This window comes from Ferrovibrio terrae (assembly GCF_943372915.1).
Classification (GTDB): Bacteria; Pseudomonadota; Alphaproteobacteria; order Ferrovibrionales; family Ferrovibrionaceae; genus Ferrovibrio; species Ferrovibrio terrae_A.
Genome location: NZ_CALSAN010000054.1, coordinates 1 through 17,211, shown reverse-complemented (window position 1 = coordinate 17,211; position 17,211 = coordinate 1). Strand labels below are relative to the sequence as shown.

The following is a 17,211-nucleotide window of genomic DNA, read 5'->3' as shown; positions in this document are numbered from 1 at the left end:
TCACCGTCACCGCGAAGGGTGATGTGCTGTCGGTCGATGTGCCGTCCTGGCGCCCCGATATCGACGGCGAGGCCGATCTGGTTGAGGAAATCGCCCGGTTGCATGGGTTTGACGCGATCCCGGCCGAACCGCTGCCGCCGCTCCGCGCGGTGCCGGCGCCGGCGGTGAATGCGGCCCAGCGTCGCCTGCGGTCGGCGCGCCGCGCCCTGGCTGCGCGCGGCCTCACCGAAGCCGTCACCTATTCCTTCATCCGTCGCGCCGAGGCCCAAGTCTTTGGCGGCGGGCAGGATGAGCTGCTGCTGGTCAATCCGATCAGCGCCGATATGGATGCGATGCGGCCCTCGGTGCTGCCTGGCCTGATCGCTGCCACCAAGCGCAACATGGATCGCGGCAGCATGGATGTCGCCCTCTTCGAGGTCGGCCCGCAATATGCCTCGGCTGCGATGGATGGCCAGGCGCTGGTTGCCAGCGGCCTGCGCCGTGGTGCCACCGGCCCGCGGCACTGGCGCGATGGCCCGCGCAATGTCGATGCCTATGATGCCAAGGCCGATGCATTGGCGGCTTTGGCCGCGGCTGGCATAGACACTGCGCCGCTGATGGTGATGGATGGCGCGCCCGACTGGTATCATCCGGGCCGCTCCGGCACCCTGCGGCTCGGCCCGAAAACCATTCTGGCCGCCTTTGGCGAACTGCATCCGCGCGCCCTCAATGCGATGGATGTGAAGGGCCCGCTGGTGGCGTTCGAGGTCTATCTCGACCGCATCCCCGGCAGCCGCGCCAAGCCCGGTGTGCGCACCAAGCCGGCGCTGAAGCTGTCGGAGCTGCAGGCGGTCGAACGCGACTTCGCCTTCATCGTCGATGCAACGGTTGCGGCTGAAACCCTGCTGAAGGCCGTGCGCGGCGCCGACAAGGCGCTGATCGCCCGCGCCGGCGTGTTCGACGTCTTCTCTGGCACCGGGATTCCCGAGGGCAAGAAATCGCTCGCCGTCAGCGTGCGGCTGGAACCGCAACAGCAGACGCTCACCGATGCGGAGATCGACACGGTGGCGAAAAAGATCGTGGCTGCGGCCGAAAAGGCCTGCGGCGCGACTTTGCGGGCCTAGCCGCAGATGCTGGTGCTCGGCGTCCATTCCGGTTGGCAGGACGCCGGCGCTGCCGTCTTCGACGATTACCAGCTGCTTGCCGCCGTGCCACAGGCGCGGCTGTCGGGTGTCGCCCATGACGGCGGCCGGCTGCCGGTGGAAGCCATCGCCGAATGCCTCGACATCGCCCAGGTGCGCGCCAGCGATATCGGCGGCTTGGCGCTGAGCCAGGGACTGTTTCCCGGCCGGCATTTCCGCGCGCTCTCCCTGCCACGCCGCGTCGGCCGTGGCCTGCGCAGCCTGCTCGGCCGCGACACCCCGATCAGCCTGCTGGACGAGGCGCGCAAGCATCACCGCGCCGGGAGTCGCACCGGGCCGGAAAGCCTGCTCGATCTCGGCATGCTGGCCGGCGATCTCGGGCTCAACCGCCATATCCCGGTGCGCGTCTACGACCGCCACACCGCCCATGCGCTGCTGGCGCTGACGGCGGCGCCCTGGGCCGACGATACACTGGTCTATACGGCCGACAGCAGCGGCAGTCCGGTGGCACGTGTGCTGAAATTCGGCCGCCTCGCCACGCTGGATGCCGACGATGCCGGCGCGGCGGAGATGGACTCACCCGGCCGCCTGGTCGATCTCGCCGTCGATGGCCTCGGCCTGCCCGATGCCGCTGCATTCTTCGCGCTTGGCCAGCATGGCGAACCGATGTTTGCCGAAGCCTTCAAGGCCCATGTCACTGTCGACATCCAGGGCCGGATCGTCACTGATTTTTCCAACGAAGGCGGTGCGGCACGCTGGCTGCGGCGGCTTGCCGAGGGCCAGCCGCCGGTGCTGCTGGCATCCTCGCTGCGCAAGCTGCTGGTTGACCGTTTCGCCGAGGCCATCACCATCCTGCTTGAGCGCCACGGCCTGCGCCGGGTCGCACTCGGCGGCAGCCTGCTCGCCGATGCCGGGCTGCTGCTGCAGCTGCAGCACACACTGGGCGAGAGTATCGCGCTCGCCGTGCATGCGGCCGCTGACGACACCGCGCTGCCGATTGGCGGCGCCCTCAGCTGGCTGCAGCAGCAGGACGGCCTCGATACCTTCCTGCGCCAGCGCCGTCCGCTGCAGGCTGCCGCCTGGGGCCGCGACTATGCTGCCGATATCGATCCGGTGCTGGCCAATGCCGGCTGCCGCATGGTCAGCCGCGATCCGCTGCGGGCCGCCGCCGCCCTGCTCAATGCCGGCAAGCTGATCGCCTGTGCCGGCGGGCGCGGCATCGGCGCCAGCGGCGGCGCCAGCCGGCTGGTGCTGTTTGCCGGCAAGGAGGCAGGCGTCATCGCGGCGGCGAATGCGCGGCTCGACCGTCCGGCCTTCATGGCGCCCACGCTCTATGCGCCGCGCGCAGCACTGGCCGATCTGCTGCCCGGCTGGCGCGATCCGGCGATTGCGGCCAGCCTGGCCGAGCGCTGGGCGCCGCAGCTGCCGGCCGCAGCGCAGCATCCGCTGCGTGCCGAAGCGGTGGACGCGGAAACCCAGCCGCTGCTGCATGACCTGCTGGAGGCCTATAAGGCGCTCAGCTGGCTGCCCGGCCTGCTCGGCCTGCCGATGCAGATCGGCGCCGAACCGGCGCTCGATTCTCCTTCCGATATGCTGCGCCTGCTGCAGGACGGCCGGGTCGATTACATCGTCACCGACTCCGCGGTCTGGGAAAGCGGCCGCAAGTAAGCGGCTCCCTATGCCGCCTCGGCATCGACTGAGGCAACAGCGGCATTGGCCGGCACAAAGCCCGCTGCGCTAGACTCCGCCGCACAAATACAAAAAACCGGAGGAAATCATGCGCCATCTCATGCTCGCGGCAGCGATGCTGCCGTTTCTCGCCATCGGTCCGGCTCTGGCCCAGACCTGGCCCAGCAAGCCGATCACCGTCATCGTGCCCTATGCCGCCGGCGGCCCGACCGACACGGTGGCGCGCCTGACAGCATTAGGCCTGTCGCGCCAGCTCAACAACCACAGCGTGGTGGTCGAGAATGCCACCGGCGCCGGCGGCACCATCGGCGCTAACCGTGTCGCCACCGCCGAGCCCGATGGCCATACCCTGCTGGTGCATCATGTCGGCATCTCCACCGCCGCCACCTTGTATCGCAAGCTGCCCTATGACACGCGCACGGCCTTTGCCCCGATTGCGGTGCTGACCGATTCCGCCATGACCATCATCGCGCGCGAGGACTTCCCGCCCAACACGCTGCCCGAGCTGGTCAAATACCTGCAGCAGCAGAAGGACAAGGTGTCCTACGGCAATGCCGGCATCGGCGCCGCCTCGCATCTCTGCGGCATGCTAATGATGTCGGCGATGAATGTGCAGCTCAACACGGTGAGCTACCGCGGCAATGCGCCGGTGATGCAGGATCTGCTCGGTAAGACGCTCGACATGACCTGCGACCAGGCCACCAACACCACCGGCCAGATCAAGGCCAAGAAGGTGAAGGCCTATGCCATCACCACCAAGGAACGCATCGCCGACCTGCCCGACCTGCCGACCGCCGACGAGGCCGGCCTCAAGGGGTTTGAGGTCAATGTCTGGCATGCGCTCTATGCGCCCAAGGGCACGCCCGATGCGGTGGTGCAGCGCCTGGCCCAGGCCGCCCGCGGTGCGCTCAAGGATGCCGAGATCGTCAAGCGTTTCGCCGAGATCAACACCACCACGGCGAATGACGAGCGCGCCAGTCCGGCCGGCCTGGCCCGCACGCTGAACAGCGAGATCGACAAATGGGCCCCGCTGATCAAGGCCGCCGGCCAGTATGCTGACTGACCGCCGGTAATCTGTTTAAGTCTCCCCAGAAAAAAAGGATTTAGTACCACATGGCAAAGCACAGGATCGCAACCATCCCCGGCGACGGTATCGGCAAGGAAGTGGTGCCCGAGGGCCTGCGGGTGATGGACGCCGCCGCCCGCCGCTTCAATATCGACTTCCAGTTCGACCATTTCGACTGGAGCGTGGATTACTATCTCAAGCATGGCGCCATGATGCCGGCCGACTGGAAGCAGCAGATCGGCGGCCATGACGCGATCTTCTTCGGCGCCGTCGGCTGGCCCGAGAAGGTGCCCGACCATATTTCGCTCTGGGGCTCGCTGATCCAGTGGCGCCGCGAATTCGACCAGTATGTCAATCTGCGCCCGGTGCGCCTGATGCCCGGCATCCCGTCGCCGCTGGCCAACCGGAAAGTGGGCGATATCGATTTCTGGGTGGTGCGCGAGAATACCGAGGGCGAGTATTCCTCGATCGGCGGCCGCATGTTCCACGGCACCGAGCGTGAATTCGTGGTGCAGGAAACCATCCTGTCCCGCATCGGTACCGACCGCATCCTGAAATTCGCCTTTGAACTGGCACAGAGCCGGCCGAAAAAGCATCTCACCTCGGCCACCAAGTCGAACGGCATCTCGATCACCATGCCCTACTGGGACGAGCGCGTCGCCGAGATGAAAAAGGGCTATCCGGGCCTGAAGGTCGACCAGTATCACATCGACATCCTGACTGCGCATTTCGTGCAGCACCCGGACTGGTTCGATGTCGTGGTTGGCTCGAATCTCTTCGGCGATATTCTCTCCGACCTCGGTCCGGCCTGCACCGGCACCATCGGCATCGCGCCCTCGGCCAATCTCAACCCGGAACGCAAATTCCCCTCGCTGTTCGAGCCGGTGCATGGCTCGGCGCCGGATATCGCCGGCAAGTGCATCGCCAATCCGGTCGGCCAGATCTGGTGCGGCGCCATGATGCTGGAGCATCTCGGCCACAAGGAGGCGGGTGCTGCCGTGCTGAAGGCGATTGAAGAGGTGCTGGAAGCCGGGCCGCGCACGCCCGATATGGGCGGCCAGGCCAATACGCAGGATGTCGGCAAGGCGATTGCCGAAGCGGTGGCGAAGGGCTGAGGCGCTTTGCATCGTCGTCATTCCCGGACCAGGAAATATTTTCTGGTTCGGGCATCTAAGGGTTTGTTTCTCTGATCCCCTGAAACATGAATGACTGACGGTTTACCCGGCCATCGCGTCCCGCCATATCCATCACTCTGTTTGCAGCGGTATTATAATCTGTATTGCTAAAGCAGATCGTGCTCTCAACGGTATTCTGATCCGTCCTGTCATTGGATTACGTTACTGTCGTGCAAACGTCGTGCGCATCAATTCATGCTTTGACGCACGCCTAGAAACTATTTGATCTGCGTCAACATCATCTGGCCGACCGCATGTTATCGACGCCCCGCCTCTCCGATGGGAGGTGATAAAACGAAACAGGGAGCGGATGATGACGTTGCAATTGCTAGTACCGGTAATCACGTATCAGGCTGGTAAAACCGATGCGCTGGTCGAGAATATCGCCGGCATTGCGAAATATCTTGAAGCTGATGTCCATGCCCTCGTCCATGTGCCGGACTTTCCGCCCGTGGCAAGCGCGCTTGGCAACATGATGTTGAATGTGCCGTCGATGGTCCGCGATCTGAAGGCGGATTGTCGCTCGCGCGCAAAGGTTTTGGTTGACGCAATCGGACAGAGGCTGGCCGGGCGTCCGATGCAATTCCAGACCACAGAGGTCATGTGCTTTCCGCCGGAACTCGGGGATATGGCGGCTGTTCATGCACGATACCACGATCTTGTTGTTGTGGATTTGGGTACCAGCGCGTCTGCGCCGGGTGCAGCCGAGGCGATCATCTTCGGCTCCGGCAAGCCGACATTATTGATCTCCGACAAGGTGGAGAAAATCGATTTTGATCACGTGATGATCGCTTGGGATGGAACACGCGCTGCGGCCCGTGCGGTCAAAGATTCTGAACTCTTCCTTCAGCGCGTCGCCAAGATCACGGTCGTTACCGTGACGGAAGAGAAGCCGCTGCCAGGCGATGACCCCAATGCCCGCTTGCTGGATTATCTGTCCCGCCGGGGCATGTCTGCTCAGGGCATCAGTGTTGCCGGTGGCAGGTTCAACCCGGTAGCACAGCTCCTCCAAGACAAGGCGAAGGAGATAGGCGCCGGCCTGCTGGTGATGGGCGGCTTCGGGCATTCCAGGGTGCGGGATTTTGTCCTCGGCGGCGCAACGAACAGCATACTGAAAGACCTGAAAATCCCGGCTCTGCTGTCTCACTAACGGAGCTGTAGTGAACGAGTAGCGCCGCGCATGCCAGAGGGTTTCGCGGATGCCATGTGCGCCTGCTGGCGGGCGATAGTTTTCGGCGCATACGCTCTGCATTGGCGAGGAGAATCCAGCCATCCCGGGCCGTGTACCTGCCCGCCGCCGCCCGCCCGAAATGGGCGGCCAGGCCAATACGCAGGATGTCGGCAAGGCGATTGCCGAGGCGGTGGCGAAGGGCTGAGGTGCTTTACATCATCGTCATTCCCGCTGTCGCGGGAATGACAAAAAATAAACGGCCGGGTCACTCCCGGCCGTTTCGGTTTATTTCAACCGCTGTGTCTATGCCTTGCTGCTTTGCACTCAGGCCGTCGTTTCCGGCGCGGCGCTGGCGCGGGCGAAGAAGATGGTCACCCGCATGCCCTGGCCAGGCGCGGACTCGACCTCGATCCTGGCCCTGGCATTCTGCCGCAGCGATTCCACGATCAGCGCGCTCAGCTTGCCCGATTTCGGCCAGTCGGTCTTGTTGCGCAGGCCGATGCCATCGTCGGACAGGATCAGCCGGCAGCCCGTGTCATCGACCAGGCAGTGCAGCGTGATGGTGCCGCCCTCGCGGCCGGAAAACGCATGCTTCAGCGCATTGGTCAGCAATTCGTTGACGACAAGGCCGGTGGGCATCGCCACATTCACCGAGACTGGCCAGGTATCGACCTTGAGATCGAGGCGGATGCCCTCCACGGCATGCGCCCGCATCACGGCGGCGGCCACCTCGCTGAGATACACACCCAGATCGACAATCTCGCCGGCGTCGCTGTCTGACAGCGAACGGTAGAGCAGGGCGAGGGCTTCCACGCGGCCGGCCAGGCGATCAAACCGCTCCTCTGGCGTATTCTGCGGCAGATGGCGGGCCTCCATCCGGATCAGCGAGGTGATCATCTGCAGATTGTTCTTCACCCGATGCTGCAGCTCGCGCATCAGCATGTCCTTGTCCTGCAGGCGTTGCTGCAGGGTATCGGGTGTTTCCGTCTCGGTGGCGTTGACTTTGGCCAATCCGACCAGCCGGAACACCGGGATGTCATCGTCGTTCAGGATGATATTCGACCAGGCATTGACCACGATCGGTTCGTCGGGATGGTCGATGGCAAAAGCACCGATGTAATCATCATCTTCGGTGATCGCCTCGCTCAGCTTACGGCCGTCGCCTTCGGCAATCGCTGCGGTGGCAACCAGATCCCAGGTCTTGCCGTAAATATCGGCGGCCTCATGGCCCATCAGGCGTTCGAATTCCATGTTTGAATAGACGACATGCTCGGACGGCTGCAATTCCGCCACGGCGACAGCAAACGGAATATGATCGAGAAACTGCTTGAAGCGGTCGCTTTCCAGCGCATCCGCCAGATGCGGCGTTTCGAGCAGATGCTCGAGCGGCTCGCCGTGGGTGTCCGTGACCATGCCGCTCATCCTGATGTTTGCTGTTCGGCGCAATCTCGCCTGCGCATTGCGGCCAGCGCAAAGCCTGCAGGCAACCTAGAGCGCATTTCTGCGGAAGTCTGTCTTTATCGACATCCTGGGCCCGAAGCCATGACGATGCCGGTACATGTTGCAGCCAAGCCTCGCTTTAGCGCCGATCTGTGTCTCTGCGGCCGACTTGGGCAGCACCATCGGCATCGCGCCATCAGCCAGCCTCACCGCCGACGGGCGCGGCGCCGGATATCGCCGGCAAGGCGGTTGCCGAAGCGGTGGCGAAGGGCTGAGCTGCGCAAATCGCGGGAGAGCGGTTGGCAGAGATGTGCGTCGTTTTTTGCCTCAGTCGCCTGTCTTCGCGGCTGCGGGAAAGGTTGTGCTGTCAGCCGGTTTGGGTGAGACTCGCAGGTGTCTCCCGTACCCGGACCACCAGCCTTGACCCGACCGATCCGCCAGAGAAATCCAGCCCAGACCAGTGCCAATCTGCTGGCCGTCGCGATCCGGGAATTTGCCGCTTACGGCTTTGATGGCGCCCGTGTCGAGCGCATCGTGCAGGAAGCCGGCTGCAACATGCGCATGCTGTATCACTACTACGGCAACAAGGAAAATCTATACACCCAGGCGCTTGAATCCGTGTATCGCGAGATCCGCGACAAGGAAAGCGGACTCGATCTTGCAGCTTTACCCCCCGATGAGGCCTTGCTGCGGCTGGTGCGCTTCACCTGGGATCACCTGTCCGAGAACAAGGTGTTCATCGACATCACGCGCAACGAAAACCTGGTCGGCGGGCGCTTCATCCGCTCCTCCAAGGCGATTGCCAAAATGTCCTCGCCGCTGCTGCTGCTGATCGCCGATACCATCCGGCGCGGCCTGAAGGCCGGCGTTTTCCAATACGATGCCGATCCCCTGCAGCTCTATATCTCCATCGTGGCGCTCAGCTCGCATCACATGAGCAACGTCCATACCCTGTCGGCGGTGTTCCAGACCGATATCGCCGATCCGAAGTGGCTGCGCCAGCGCCGCACGCATGTCGAAACCATGGTCTGCCGCATGCTCGGGTTTACCAAGGGGCCCGCGGCCAAGGTTGTCAAACGGCCGGGCAGGCGGTAAGTAAGTATTATATTACTTGCTGCCTGGAGGGCATGATGGGTGGTCGCATCGAAGCGCGCTTGCTGGAACTTGGCATGGCCCTGCCGGAGCGCTGCACGCCGCGCGGCAATTTCCTGCCCTATCGTATCGAGGGCAACCTGGTTTTCCTCGCCGGCCAGATCTGCGAATGGAACGGCAGCGTGCCCTATAGCGGTCCGGTGATCATGGATGGTGCGGCAGACACCGGTATCAGCCTGGACGCCGGCCGCAAGGCGGCGGAAATCTGCGCGCTGAACCTGCTGTTTCACCTGCGCGATGCCTGCGGCGGCCAACTCGACCGCGTGGCGCGGGTTGTTCGCGTCGGCGGTTTCGTCAACTGCCTGTCCGGTTTCAGCCAGTCGCCGGCGGTCATCAACGGCGCCTCGGATCTGTTCATCGCATTGTGGGGCGAAAACGGTCGCCATGCGCGCACCGCCGTCGGCGTTGCGGGGCTGCCGGCGAATGCGTCCGTCGAGGTCGATGCCATCATGGCGCTCGACGACTGAGCGCCAGCAGCATCAGCGGCCAGGCAAGCGGGCCGGCAGCGGTTGCGGCAACAGGCTGGCGATCTCGCCGGCGATGCTCATCAGCGCGACATCCTGGCCGGCCGGCGCCGCCAGCAGGATGCCCAGCGGCAGACCGTCGCGATTGAGTCCGGCCGGCAGCGAAACCAGCGGCCCGGCCATGGCGGTCCATGGGGTCAGATACGACTGGTCGCCGGTGCTGGCCAGTCCGCGCGGCGCCACATCGGGCACCGGGTAGGCCAGCAGGACATCGAATCCCGCCAGGCTTTGCCAGAAACGGGCGCGCGATTCCGTCAGCCAGCCTATGGCATCCCCCCGTTGCTGTGGCGTGATGTGCCGTCCTTCATCCAGTGCGGCCCGCAGGCGCGGTTGCAGCAGCGCTTCGCGCCCGGTGACGCGCGATCCGACACAGTCCGCGGCCTCGGCCAGCATCACGGTGCGGTGGTGCGCGATGACTGTGGCAAAGGACAGCGGGGCCGTGACGGCGGTGACGCTGTGGCCGGCATTGATCACGGCCGCGATCACGGCCTGCATCATGCCCTGCATGTCCGCGGTCGGCTTTTGCTCGACACTGGAAACCAACCCGATCCGCAGCGCGCGGCCGCGCTGCGGCACCCGTGATGGCAGGTCGAAGGCGGCCGCAAGGCTGTCGAATATCCGCGCCAGCCAGGGGGCCGAGGCGGCGATCACACCGATTGCGTCAAAGCTTGGTGCCAGCGGCGCCATGCCATCCACCGGCAGGGTGCCGAGGCCGGGCTTGTAGGCGGCAACACCGCAATAGGTGGCGGGGCGGCATAGCGAGCCCGCCGTTTGTGTGCCCAGCGCAAACGGCACGATGCCGGCGCCGACCACGGCTGCCGATCCGCTGCTGGACCCGCCGGGGCTGCGGCTGATGTCATGCGGATTGCGCGTGATGGTCGGATCGACGAAGGCGAATTCGGTGGTCCGGGTCTTGCCGACCGGAATGGCGCCGGCGCGCCGCAGGGCCGCGACAATCGCTGCATCCTGCCCGGCCGGCGCAGCATCGGAGAAGGCAGCGCTGCCAAACCGCGTCGGCTGCCCCGTCACGTCGATCACATCCTTGACGCCGAAGGGAATGCCTTGCAAGGCAGGGCCGGATTCTAAGGCTGTGAACGCAGCAGACAGCGATGCGTCATCGATATGGGCCCAGGCCTCGATCAAGGGCTCCCACAGTCGAATCCGGTTGCGCGTCTGGTCCAGGACGCAGGTCTGGTGGCTCGGCACGCGCGCATATCCCATCCGGTTTTTCGATCCTCAAGCCAGTACAGCGGTTTTGGCATGAATATAGCAAGTAAGTAAAATATTACTTACTTAGCGGGGCCAAACAAGCCTCGCTGGGCAGTAAAAGCCAAAACATGCGCATCGACAGCATGCGTTGGCCCGGTTTTTAGGCAGGTTCCACCCCATGGAGGTCATGATGTCAAACGTGCATTTCCCAATCCGGGCAGTCGATCCACTGCATCGATTCGGTTCGGCCACCCGCAGTCTGGCGCTCGCAGTCATGCTGCTGGGCGCCGCAGGCGTTGCGACCCCGGCGATGGCGCAGTCCCGCCAGGAAACGCTTCTGGTTCTGGTCGAAGCCGGGGCCAACAGCCTCGACATGCACGGCGTCGGCACCAGCAGCCGGTCTTCGCTGGTCGCCTGGAATCTTTACGACCGTCTGGTCAGTTTCGGCCGCAAGACCCTGCCGGACGGTACCCAGATGTATGACTCAGCCACCATCGTTCCCGAGCTGGCCGAGAGCTACACCGTCAGTGCGGATGGCAAGTCCTTCATTTTCAAGATTCGCCAGAATGCAAAATTCCATGATGGCGCTCCGGTCACGGCGCATGACGTGAAATGGTCCTATGACCGGGCGGTGTCGGTCGGCGGTTTCCCCACCTTCCAGATGGCCGCCGGCAGCCTGACCAAGCCGGAGCAGTTCACCGCTGTGGATGACTACACCTTCCGCGTCGATCTGCCCAAGGCCGACAAGCTGGCCCTGCCGGACATGGCCGTGGTGGTGCCGGCGATCTACAACTCGAAACTGGCGAAGAAAAACGCCACCGAGAAAGATCCCTGGGCAATGGAGTGGATGAAGACCAACGATGCCGGCGGCGGGGCCTACAAGCTGGACAAGTGGATCCCGGGCCAGGAGATCAGCTTCACCCGTTTCGATGACTGGAAAAGCGGCCCGCTGCCGAAAATCAAGCGGGTTGTCATGCGTGAGGTGCCCTCAGCCGGCAATCGCCGTGCCCTGATGGAACGCGGCGATGCCGATGTGACGCTGGATACGCCACAGAAGGATGCATCGGAAATCTTTGCCGAAAAGGGCTCGGGCAAATATCTAGTGGTCGGTGTGCCGATCGAGAATTCACTGAAATATCTGGGCATGGTGACGACCCAGAAGCCCTTCGACAATGTGAAGGTGCGTCAGGCCATCGCCTATGCGGTGCCGTTTGCACAGATCGCGAATTCCGCGATCTACGGTCGTGGCCGGATGATGAATGCGGCTCCGGCGGGCGCGCCGAAGGATGCCAGCTGGCCACAGCCTTTCCCCTATGACACCGACCTGGGCAAGGCAAAGGCCCTGCTGGTCGAGGCCGGATATCCGGACGGTTTCGAGACCACGATCTCCTTCGACATGGGCGAGGCCACGGCCGATGAACCGACCGCCGTGCTGCTGCAGGAGGCCTTGGCCAAGATCGGCATCAAGGCCAGCATCGAGAAAATCCCGAGCGCCAATTTCCGCAACGCCATGCTGCAGAAGAATCGCTCCCTGCATCTGGCCAGTTTCGGCGGCTGGCTGAACTATCCCGACTATTTCTTCTTCTGGGGCTATCACGGCCAGAATGCCGTCTTCAACACCATGTCCTATCAGAATCCGAAGATGGACGCGCTGATCGAGGCGTCGCGCTACGAGACCGATCCGGTCAAGTACAAGGAGCAGATGATGGGCTTTATCAAGCTGGCGATGGATGACGTGCCGCGTGTTCCGCTCTACCAGCAGATGCTGGATGTCGGCATGCAGAAAAACGTCAAGGGCTATACCTACTGGTTCCATCGCCAGCTCGATTTCCGGCAGTTCGAGAAGCAGTGAGGTCCGGCGGCGATCGGCCCCGGGCCGAGCGCTTCCGAAAGTAAACGGCCGGGCCGGAGCATCCTCTGACCCGGCCGTCATTCTGCCGCGTCCTGGTGGGAGACGCGGCAAATCGGATTGGTCTCAGCCGTTGAACACCATCAGGCCGGCTTCGGCCAGCCGGCGCTGCAGGCCGATCAGCTTACGGCTGGCGATGCGCCATTCATCGGCCACGCGCTGGCGCCGGCGCAGCAGGGCGGCGTAGTCGTGCATGTCCTGCGGCCGGACGGCGATGCGGGCGAGATGGGCATTCTGCAGGCGCACATCGCTGTCGCAGATATCGCGCTCCTGGCGCAGCTCGCTTTCCTGCTGCTGGGCGAGCTGCAGCTGGCTCTGCAGATGCGTCAGCGCGATGCGGGTCTCGATGAGCAGGGTGGTCTGGGTCATGGCGGGCCTTCGCTGGGGGCGGTGCGGCCGGACTGGACATTTCGGCCATTTGTTCCTATTATGTTCTTATAATTCGCCCTCCGGGTCAAGCCGGTTTTCAGCCGCCGGACGCCGGATAAGCCGGAACAGGCCGCGCATAGCCCGGAATAAGCTCCGGATACGCGGAAATAGCGGCGAAATAAGCCGCAATAGAGGTCGAATAAGCCGGAATAAACTCCGGATACGCGATTTTGATTGCAGTGATAGCAATGATATCAAGGCCGCCACCCTGCGTTGCCCCCCTTCCGTTGCTCGGTGGGGGCGCGGATGCTACAACCCCCGCCCATGAGCGCTTCCCCCAGAATCGACGCGGCCGAGCCGACGACGCCCGACGGCAACATCCCGGCCGGCATGAAGAAAATCACCTTCATGGGCTTCATGGCGCTGACCGGTCCGCTCTGGGGCCGGCTGGATGACGCCGATGGCCTGCCGGTGATGGGCTTCCGGGTCGAGGACCGCCACTGCAATCCGATGCAGGTCTGCCATGGCGGCATGCTGATGACCTTTGCCGACATGCTGCTGGGCTTCACCGTTGGCATCGCCGAGGGCGGCCGCAAGTTCATGCCCACGGTCAATCTGGCCGGCGACTATGTCGGCCCGGCGCCGCTGGGCAGCTGGGTCGAAGGCAAGGGCCGGCTGATCCGCCAGACCCGCAATCTCGGCTTCGCCGAAAGCCTGATCACCGCCGATGGCGTGCCCTGCCTGCGCGCCAGCGGCATCCTGAAAATTCCCGCGAAGGACAGCCGCGAAGGCGACATCCTGAGCCTGTTCCGCTAATCGCGAAAGCTGAGTGCTGATACCGTGGCCACCGATCCTTCCCTGATCCGCAACTTCTCGATCATTGCCCATATCGATCACGGCAAGTCGACGCTGGCCGACCGCCTGATCGAGGCCTGCGGCGGCCTCGAGAAGCGTGAGATGAGCGAGCAGATTCTCGACAGCATGGATATCGAGAAGGAACGCGGCATCACCATCAAGGCGCAGACCGTGCGCCTGAACTACCATGCCAAAGACGGCAAGGATTACGTGCTGAATCTCATGGACACGCCCGGCCATGTCGATTTCGCCTACGAGGTCAGCCGCTCGCTGGCCGCCTGCGAGGGCTCGCTGCTGGTGGTCGATGCCAGCCAGGGTGTGGAAGCGCAGACGCTGGCCAATGTGTATCACGCGCTGGATGCCAAGCACGAAATCGTGCCGGTGCTGAACAAGATCGATCTGCCGGCCGCCGAGCCCGACCGCGTCAAGCAGCAGATCGAGGATGTGATCGGCCTGGATGCGTCTGACGCCGTGCCGATCTCGGCCAAGACCGGCATCGGCATCGACCTGGTGCTGGAAGCGCTGGTCAACCGTCTGCCGCCGCCCAAGGGCGACCGCGATGCGCCGCTGAAGGCGCTGCTGGTCGACAGCTGGTACGATGCCTATCTCGGCGTCGTCGTGCTGTTCCGCGTTGTCGATGGCGTGCTGAAGAAAGGCATGAAGATCAAGTTCATGTCGTCGGGCGCCGTGCATCCGGTCGAGCGCGTCGGCGTCACCACGCCGAAGAAGGTCATGGTCGATGAACTCGGCCCCGGCGAGATGGGCTTTTTCACCGCTGCCATCAAGGAAGTGGCCGATACATCCGTCGGCGACACCATCACCGAAGACAGGCGCCAGGCGGCCGAAGCACTGCCGGGCTTCAAGCCGTCGGTGCCGGTGGTGTTCTGCGGCCTGTACCCGATTGATGCCGGTGCTTTCCCGGAACTGCGCGAAAGCCTGGGCAAGCTGCGGCTCAACGATGCCAGCTTCCATTTCGAGATGGAAAGCTCGGCGGCGCTCGGTTTCGGCTTCCGCTGCGGCTTCCTCGGCCTGCTGCATCTGGAAATCATCCAGGAGCGCCTGGAACGCGAATTCAATCTCGACCTGATCACCACGGCGCCGAGCGTGATCTATCACGTCTACAAGCTGAACGGTGATATGGAAGAGGTGCACAATCCGGCCGACATGCCCGATCCGATGCTGATCGACCATATCGATGAGCCGTGGATCAAGGCCACCGTGATGGTGCCCGACGAATATCTCGGCGCGATTCTGAAACTCTGCGAAGACAAGCGCGGCCGCCAGGTCGAACTCACCTATGCCGGCAACCGTGCCATGGTGGTCTATCGCCTGCCGCTCAATGAAGTGGTGTTCGATTTCTATGATCGCCTGAAATCGGTCAGCCGCGGCTATGCCAGCTTCGACTACGCCATGGACGGCTACGAGGCCGGCAACCTGGTGAAGATGACCATCCTGGTGAATGGTGAGAATGTCGACGCGCTGGCCACCATCGTCAATGCCGGCCGCGCCGAGGCGCGCGGCCGCCAGCTCTGTGAGCGGCTGAAAGAGCTGATCCCGCGCCAGATGTTCAAGATCGCCATCCAGGCTGCCATCGGCGGGCGTATCGTGGCGCGCGAGGATATTTCGGCCCTGCGCAAGGACGTGCTGGCCAAGTGCTATGGCGGCGATATCAGCCGCAAGCGCAAGCTGCTGGAGAAGCAGAAAGAGGGCAAGAAGCGCATGCGTAATGTCGGCAATGTGGAGATTCCGCAGGAAGCCTTCATCGCCGCGCTCAAGATCTCGGACTGAGGCTTCAGGTCGGGTCTTTTAGGACAGGGCCCCGAACCGCTGGCGGCGTTTGGGTGCGCGGCGGCGGAACAGCACCAGCAGCAGGATGCCGAACAGGCCGAGCACGGCCACGGCTGGCCACCGCAACAGGGTGGCCAGCCCCGGATCCCACAGGATGGGCGGCAGGTAGTCCTGGCCGATGGTCTGCAGCAGGTTGTAGGTCGGCGGGTCGAGCCGGGCCCAGAAATCCCCCAGGGCGATGAAGCCCATCATGCCGGATTCGAGCCAGCGCAGGCCGTCGCCGCCCAGTGCGAGCAGCGCCAGCGCGATCAGCAGCCAGCCCAGAATACGTCCCAGCAGCACGGCTTTCCCCCTTGCCCGGTGAGTGGCGAATCCACCTGTGCGGTCAGCATGTTAAGCCGAAGGCCGGGCCGATTGCAAATTCGCCGCCGGCGGGTATAGTGCCGCCCCGCGCTGGAGGGATGGCCGAGCGGTCGAAGGCGCACGCCTGGAAAGTGTGTATACCTCAAAAGGGTATCGTGGGTTCGAATCCCACTCCCTCCGCCAGCGCTCGCGCCCGCAGCGCGATGATCGCTGCCGCGACACCGGCGGTCGTAAGCCCGACGAGCACCCGTCCATGATCGTGCCCATGTGCAGCAGCGTGTTGCCACGCTCTGCGTGCCAGCACGGATCACGGTCACGGCCAATCTTCAAATCCACAGACTCACGGATGCAGAATGCACTGCAGCATCGCAGTCGCGAAGTTTACTAAACTTCTCTGTGCTCACGCTTCGGCATAGCTGAAAGTCGAGTCTGCCGTATCCTTGCTTGCTGCTTGCGCCGCGCCAGTCCTATGATGCCCTTATAAATAGGGAGGAATTCAATAATGGCGGGTGTATTCTGCCGCGACGTCCGGAAGGCGTTCGGCGCGACGCATGTGCTGCACGGCATCTCGGTCGATATTCCAGACGGCGAATTTGCAGTGCTGGTCGGGCCTTCGGGCTGCGGCAAGTCCACACTCCTGAGAATGATTGCCGGCCTGGAGAACATCACCGGCGGCGAGATCAGCATTGGCGATCATGTGGTCAACCATGTGCCCCCGAAAGAACGGGATGTCGCCATGGTGTTCCAGAATTATGCGCTCTATCCGCACATGACTGTGGAAGCCAACATGGCCTTCTCGATGATGCTGCGCGGCGCCGAGAAAAGCGAAATCGACCAGCGTGTGCAGCAGGCAGCCGGCATCCTGGGGCTCAAGCCGTTGCTGGGGCGTTATCCGCGCCAGCTGTCTGGCGGCCAGCGGCAGCGCGTTGCCATGGGCCGCGCCATCGTGCGCGACCCGCAGGTCTTCCTGTTCGACGAACCGCTGTCCAACCTCGATGCCAAGCTGCGCGTTGCCATGCGCACGGAAATCAAGGAGCTGCATCAGCGGCTCAAGACCACCACCATCTACGTGACCCATGATCAGGTCGAAGCCATGACGATGGCCGATAAGATCGTGGTGATGCATGACGGCCGGGTCGAGCAGATCGGCGCGCCGCTCGATCTGTATGACCGGCCCGACAACATGTTCGTGGCCGGCTTCATCGGCTCACCGGCGATGAATTTCGTGCAGGGCAAGATCAATGGCGGCAGCTTTGAAGCGCAGGGCGGCCTGCATCTTCCCATGTCAACGGCGCCAAGCGGATCGGCCGGGCAGCCGGCGGTCTATGGCATCCGGCCCGAACATTTCGCGCTCGCCGACGACGGTGTGGAGGCGGAAGT

Annotated in this window: 14 protein-coding genes, 1 tRNA gene and 1 pseudogene; 12 read left to right on the top strand and 4 right to left on the bottom strand. The window is 63.5% G+C overall.

Annotation, left to right across the window (positions count from 1 at the left end; translation table 11 throughout):
• The 5 genes and pseudogenes from AAG821_RS21570 to AAG821_RS21550 all read left to right on the top strand — a co-directional run.
• Positions 1-1,103 (top strand): annotated as a pseudogene (locus tag AAG821_RS21570) (phenylalanine--tRNA ligase subunit beta); the annotation flags it as partial.
• A gap of 6 nt (positions 1,104-1,109) precedes the next feature.
• Positions 1,110-2,789, top strand: a complete 1,680-nt coding sequence (locus AAG821_RS21565) for a hypothetical protein (RefSeq protein ID WP_341915880.1) — start codon at positions 1,110-1,112, stop codon at positions 2,787-2,789.
• A gap of 109 nt (positions 2,790-2,898) precedes the next feature.
• Positions 2,899-3,873, top strand: a complete 975-nt coding sequence (locus tag AAG821_RS21560) for a tripartite tricarboxylate transporter substrate-binding protein (protein ID WP_341915878.1) — start codon at positions 2,899-2,901, stop codon at positions 3,871-3,873.
• Between the two features lie 50 nt (positions 3,874-3,923).
• Entirely contained in the window at positions 3,924-4,991 is a 1,068-nt protein-coding gene (locus AAG821_RS21555; RefSeq protein WP_341915877.1) for a tartrate dehydrogenase, read from the top strand.
• Between the two features lie 370 nt (positions 4,992-5,361).
• Positions 5,362-6,201, top strand: coding sequence for a universal stress protein (locus AAG821_RS21550; protein WP_341915875.1), 840 nt, complete (start codon positions 5,362-5,364; stop codon positions 6,199-6,201).
• A 345-nt stretch (positions 6,202-6,546) separates the two neighbouring features.
• Here AAG821_RS21550 and AAG821_RS21545 read toward each other — a convergent pair whose 3' ends face one another.
• Complete coding sequence (locus AAG821_RS21545) at positions 6,547-7,635, bottom strand: histidine kinase dimerization/phosphoacceptor domain -containing protein (protein WP_341915873.1); 1,089 nt, start codon at positions 7,633-7,635, stop codon at positions 6,547-6,549.
• A 447-nt stretch (positions 7,636-8,082) separates the two neighbouring features.
• Between AAG821_RS21545 and AAG821_RS21540 the strand changes: the two genes are divergently transcribed.
• A complete protein-coding gene (locus AAG821_RS21540; protein ID WP_341915872.1) occupies positions 8,083-8,757 on the top strand; it encodes a TetR/AcrR family transcriptional regulator in 675 nt (224 codons plus the stop codon).
• Positions 8,758-8,792: 35 nt separating this feature from the next.
• Positions 8,793-9,281 carry a RidA family protein gene (locus AAG821_RS21535; RefSeq protein ID WP_341915871.1) on the top strand — a complete coding sequence of 163 codons (489 nt, stop codon included), beginning with the start codon at positions 8,793-8,795 and terminating at the stop codon, positions 9,279-9,281.
• 12 nt (positions 9,282-9,293) lie between these two features.
• On the opposite strand, the gene AAG821_RS21530 is transcribed toward AAG821_RS21535, so the two are convergent.
• A complete protein-coding gene (locus AAG821_RS21530; protein ID WP_341915869.1) occupies positions 9,294-10,559 on the bottom strand; it encodes an amidase in 1,266 nt (421 codons plus the stop codon).
• A 178-nt stretch (positions 10,560-10,737) separates the two neighbouring features.
• On the opposite strand from AAG821_RS21530, the gene AAG821_RS21525 reads away from it, so the two are divergent.
• Positions 10,738-12,399 (top strand): ABC transporter substrate-binding protein, encoded by a 1,662-nt coding sequence (locus tag AAG821_RS21525; RefSeq protein ID WP_341915868.1) that lies wholly within the window; start codon positions 10,738-10,740, stop codon positions 12,397-12,399.
• Positions 12,400-12,522: 123 nt separating this feature from the next.
• Here AAG821_RS21525 and AAG821_RS21520 read toward each other — a convergent pair whose 3' ends face one another.
• Entirely contained in the window at positions 12,523-12,825 is a 303-nt protein-coding gene (locus AAG821_RS21520; RefSeq protein ID WP_341915866.1) for a hypothetical protein, read from the bottom strand.
• A gap of 324 nt (positions 12,826-13,149) precedes the next feature.
• On the opposite strand from AAG821_RS21520, the gene AAG821_RS21515 reads away from it, so the two are divergent.
• Together AAG821_RS21515 and lepA are read left to right on the top strand one after the other, a co-directional pair.
• Complete coding sequence (locus AAG821_RS21515) at positions 13,150-13,641, top strand: PaaI family thioesterase (RefSeq protein WP_341915865.1); 492 nt, start codon at positions 13,150-13,152, stop codon at positions 13,639-13,641.
• A 24-nt stretch (positions 13,642-13,665) separates the two neighbouring features.
• A complete protein-coding gene (gene lepA, locus AAG821_RS21510) occupies positions 13,666-15,468 on the top strand; it encodes a translation elongation factor 4 (RefSeq protein ID WP_341915863.1) in 1,803 nt (600 codons plus the stop codon).
• Between the two features lie 18 nt (positions 15,469-15,486).
• Here lepA and AAG821_RS21505 read toward each other — a convergent pair whose 3' ends face one another.
• A complete protein-coding gene (locus AAG821_RS21505; protein ID WP_341915862.1) occupies positions 15,487-15,810 on the bottom strand; it encodes a hypothetical protein in 324 nt (107 codons plus the stop codon).
• Positions 15,811-15,923: 113 nt separating this feature from the next.
• On the opposite strand from AAG821_RS21505, the gene AAG821_RS21500 reads away from it, so the two are divergent.
• Both AAG821_RS21500 and ugpC read left to right on the top strand, forming a co-directional pair.
• A tRNA-Ser gene (locus AAG821_RS21500) sits at positions 15,924-16,014 on the top strand.
• A 319-nt stretch (positions 16,015-16,333) separates the two neighbouring features.
• Positions 16,334-17,211, top strand: an 878-nt coding sequence (ugpC, locus tag AAG821_RS21495; protein WP_341916449.1) for a sn-glycerol-3-phosphate ABC transporter ATP-binding protein UgpC, incomplete at its 3' end; no start/stop codon positions are given.